The 4,394-nt window shown below is 39.4% G+C and carries 6 protein-coding genes; all 6 read left to right on the top strand.

The window, feature by feature from the left end:
* Positions 1-522: 522 nt before the first annotated feature.
* From RWM06_RS09405 to RWM06_RS09430, 6 genes are read left to right on the top strand one after another with little or no spacing between them, the layout of a single operon-like run.
* Positions 523-714 (top strand): hypothetical protein, encoded by a 192-nt coding sequence (locus RWM06_RS09405; protein ID WP_313970924.1) that lies wholly within the window; start codon positions 523-525, stop codon positions 712-714.
* Positions 711-905, top strand: a complete 195-nt coding sequence (locus RWM06_RS09410; protein ID WP_000708869.1) for a hypothetical protein — start codon at positions 711-713, stop codon at positions 903-905. Before RWM06_RS09405 ends, RWM06_RS09410 begins: the two co-directional genes overlap by 4 nt.
* Positions 892-1,776, top strand: a complete 885-nt coding sequence (locus RWM06_RS09415; protein WP_313970925.1) for an ABC transporter ATP-binding protein — start codon at positions 892-894, stop codon at positions 1,774-1,776. Before RWM06_RS09410 ends, RWM06_RS09415 begins: the two co-directional genes overlap by 14 nt.
* Position 1,777: 1 nt before the next feature.
* Entirely contained in the window at positions 1,778-2,515 is a 738-nt protein-coding gene (locus RWM06_RS09420) for an ABC transporter permease (protein ID WP_313970926.1), read from the top strand.
* Positions 2,515-3,612, top strand: a complete 1,098-nt coding sequence (locus RWM06_RS09425) for a sensor histidine kinase (RefSeq protein WP_313970927.1) — start codon at positions 2,515-2,517, stop codon at positions 3,610-3,612. Before RWM06_RS09420 ends, RWM06_RS09425 begins: the two co-directional genes overlap by 1 nt.
* Entirely contained in the window at positions 3,613-4,212 is a 600-nt protein-coding gene (locus RWM06_RS09430) for a response regulator transcription factor (RefSeq protein ID WP_313970928.1), read from the top strand.
* Positions 4,213-4,394 lie beyond the last annotated feature (182 nt).

Raw genomic sequence — 4,394 nt, forward strand, 5'->3', positions numbered from 1 at the left:
AGGTTCGAATCCTGTCTTCCCGATTCATTACAGAGATACGTAAGCGTATCTTTTTGTTTTAACTAGATATTATATACATTAAGAGAGAATCAGTTTGCTTCTCTCTTTTTTGAATTTCAGTAATTCATTTTGGCAGCGTATACTTTTTGTCTCCAGTCTTTTCAATAAATACCGTATTTTAGGTATACACATTGAAATTTAACCGATTTTATAAATCTTACTAATTTTTAAGGAAGCAATAAAAAATTTTTTGGAGCAATATATAATATATGTGCTTATGGGATGAAAATTTCTGGTCTTTTGATTTTAAATGCGTATTAGTTTACGTTATAGTTTAAATTTGATATCACTTTGACGGAGGTACTATAGATTCTTTTCTACTCTGTGTCTTGTTGTGTAATGTTTCTTGATTCTTTTAAATAGAATCTTTTATGACATTTGTCATATCTCCTCATGACAGAAGCTTCTAGTGATTCTACCTTCAAAGAATTATACTAGATGTATCAAGTGGAGGAAGAAAAAATGAAACATAAAGTAATTGTCGCAATGAGTTTAGTAGCAGCAGGAGTCATGACTTATCTCATGTTTTCAGGATTGGATGAAGGCTTCTATCATTTTCCTTGGGAGCTATTTGCAGGATTTGGAATGATGTCCTGGCTTATCCGAGAAAGTTTGAAATTAGTCTCAGATGTGAAAAAGGAGTTTGAAAAATGAAAAAAGCGTTTCTCTATCTTTTTATTGGACTATCACTAGTGGTATGGTTGGTAGAAATGTTTACAGGTTGGTTTGATCAAGCCTTCCTTCACCAATTCATCCGTGGTGCCTGGGGACTAGGATTTATGATTTTTATCGCCTTTCCTATGGGAAAGGAGTGGCTGAAAGGAGAATATCATGAACATGATTAAGGTAGAAAGCCTAAATAAAAACATCAAGGGCAAGGCTATTTTGAAGGATATTTCCTTTGAGGTAGCTGAAGGTGAATGCGTCGCCTTGATTGGGCCCAATGGTGCTGGGAAGACCACACTCTTGGACTGTCTGCTTGGAGATAAACTGGTCACAAGCGGTCAAGTATCCATCCAAGGCTTGCCAGTGACGAGTTCTCAGTTAGACTACACAAGATCCTATCTCCCTCAAGAAAATGTCATCGTTCAGAAATTAAAGGTCAAAGAGTTGATTGCTTTCTTTCAAAGTATTTATCCAAATCCCTTGAGCAACCAGGAGATCGATCAACTACTGCAGTTTGACAAGCAACAAAAAGAGCAGTTGGCAGAAAAATTGTCAGGTGGGCAAAAGCGTCTTTTCTCTTTTGTCTTGACCTTGATTGGCCGACCAAAACTTGTCTTTTTAGATGAGCCAACTGCGGCCATGGATACCTCAACCCGCCAACGTTTTTGGGAAATTGTTCAGGATCTAAAAGCGCAGGGAGTTACCATTCTCTATTCGTCCCATTACATCGAAGAGGTAGAGCATACAGCGGACCGAATCTTGGTCTTGAATAAGGGAGAGTTGATTCGCGATACAACACCTCTAGCCATGCGCAGTGAGGAGATTGAAAAGCACTTTATCCTTCCTCTAGCATATAAGGAAGTTGTCGAACAGTCAAACTTGGTTGAAAACTGGTCACAAAAACAGGATGCTCTACAAGTAGTCACACGCGAAGCAGATGCTTTCTGGGAACTATTAGTCCGAGCAGGATGTAGGATTCAAGAAATTGAAGTCAATAATCGTAGCTTGCTGGATACAATCTTTGAAGAAACACAAAAGGGAGATGACTAAGATGAAACGATGGATCGCACTAAACAAGATAGAATTTCTATTGACCAAACGACAATTAGTCTATTATCTATTATCCGTAGGGATGCCGACAGCCTTCTATTTATTCTTTTCAGGCATGTACCAGGACACACCAGGTGGACCAGCTAATTTTATGCGTGATTACCTCATCTCCATGACAGCCTTTTCCATGATGTCGACAGCTATCTTTTCATTCCCAGTTGTTTTACATACCGACAAGATCAACAATTGGCAGAAAATAATACGTCATAGCCCTGTAAATATGGTAGAATATTATCTATCAAAGATAACAAGTATGCTGGTTGATTATCTGGTCTCAATCCTGGTTGTTTTCTCAGTTGGGCACTTGGTCAGAGGTGTGGATATGCCTTTAGGAAGCTGGATTGGGGCTGCGCTCTTGCTGATAGTAGGAAGTGTAGCTTTTGTAGCACTTGGCTTGACCTTGACACTCTTGCCTTCTAGTCAGCTGATGTCTGTCGTGGGCAATCTTCTCTATCTAGGCTTGGCTGTTTTAGGCGGACTCTGGATGCCCATCTCTTTATTTCCAGACTGGATGCAAGCAATCGGGAAGTGTCTACCAACTTATCAGTTGATGGAGTTGCTCAAGACCTTCTTAAACGAGGGTGGCATCAATTTATCAGCCACAGTTTATCTACTTGTTTTTTCAGCAGTTTTATTTGGTTTGACCATTTACCTTCAAGGTCATAAGGAGAATGCTTAATGCTTGAAAGACTGAAAAGCATACATTATATGTTTTGGACCAGTTTAATTTTTATGATTTTCCCCATCCTACCTGTAGTGACTGGGTGGCTTTCTGCCTGGCATTTATTGGTTGATATTCTATTTGTAGTGGCATATTTGGGTGTTTTAACAACTAAGAGCCAGCGCCTATCTTGGCTATATTGGGGCCTCATGCTGACTTATGTAGTTGGGAATACTGCCTTTGTTGCTGTTAATTATATCTGGTTCTTCTTTTTCCTTTCTAACCTCTTAAATTATCATTTTGGCGTACATAGTTTAAAGTCTTTACATGTCTGGACTTTTCTTCTTGCTCAAGTCCTTGTTGTGGGCCAACTGTTGATTTTTCAGAGAATCGAAGTTGAGTTTCTATTCTATCTACTTGTAATTCTTGCTTTTGTCGATTTAATGACTTTTGGCTTGGTTCGGATTCGGATTGTGGAGGATTTGAAAGAAGCACAGGCTAAGCAAAATGCCCAGATAAATCTATTGCTTGCTGAAAATGAACGCAGTCGTATCGGTCAAGATTTGCATGATAGTCTGGGGCATACCTTTGCTATGCTTAGTGTCAAGACAGATCTAGCCTTGCAGTTATTTCAGATGCAGGCCTATCCACAGATGGAGAAAGAATTAAAAGAAATTCACCAGATCAGCAAGGATTCCATGAATGAAGTGCGAACCATTGTGGAAAATCTTAAGTCTAGAACTTTGACATCCGAACTAGAGACTGTGAAAAAGATGTTAGAAATTGCTGGAATTGAGGTGGAAACAGCTAATCAACTAGATACAGCTAGCTTAACTCAGGAATTGGAGTCAACGGCTTCCATGATTTTGCTTGAGTTAGTGACCAATATCATCAAGCATGCTAAAGCGTCTAAAGTCTACTTAAAATTAGAACGGACAGAGAAAGAACTCATTCTAACAGTGAGAGATGATGGCTGTGGCTTTACTTCTATAAAGGGGGATGACCTCCATACAGTTCGAGATCGTGTTCTTCCATTTTCGGGAGAGGTAAATGTGATTAGTCAGAAACAACCGACAGAAGTTCAGGTTCGACTACCTTATAAGGAGAGAAAGTAGATGAAAGTATTAGTCGCAGAAGATCAAAGTATGTTGCGGGATGCCATGTGCCAGTTGCTCACGCTTCAACCGGATGTAGAGTCTGTCTTTCAAGCCAAGAATGGGCAAGAAGCAATCCAACTATTAGAAAAGGAGTCTGTGGATATCGTCATCCTTGATGTAGAAATGCCCGTTAAGACAGGTCTTGAAGTCTTGGAGTGGATACGAGCAGAAAAGCTTGAAACAAAGGTGGTTGTAGTGACGACCTTCAAACGTCCTGGGTATTTTGAACGTGCGGTTAAGGCTGGAGTAGATGCTTATGTCTTGAAAGAAAGAAGGATTGCAGATCTCATGCATACCTTGCACACTGTCCTCGAAGGAGGCAAGGAGTATTCGCCTGAATTGATGGAAGTGGTGATGACGCATCCCAATCCATTAACAGAGCAAGAAATCGCAGTTTTAAAGGGAATCGCTCAGGGCTTCTCTAACCAAGAAATTGCAGACAAACTTTATCTATCCAACGGAACAGTCCGAAACTATGTCACCAATATTCTTTCAAAACTAGATGCAGGTAATCGAACAGAGGCAGCTAATATCGCGAAAGAATCTGGTTGGTTGTGATACTATCATAACTCGAAAACCATTATGTGCTAAAATTGAAATTATTCAATCAAACAAACAATTTTGTAACTAGAGGAGGGTTTAGTTTCCTCCTTTTTGTTTACTCTAAGGTGCTAGCAAGGAGCTAAAATTAACAATAAAAAAGAAAAATATCTTGACAACCAATGGAAAATTTTGTTACA

Origin of the sequence: uncultured Streptococcus sp., from assembly GCF_963516575.1 — a bacterium.
Lineage (GTDB): Bacteria > Bacillota > Bacilli > Lactobacillales > Streptococcaceae > Streptococcus.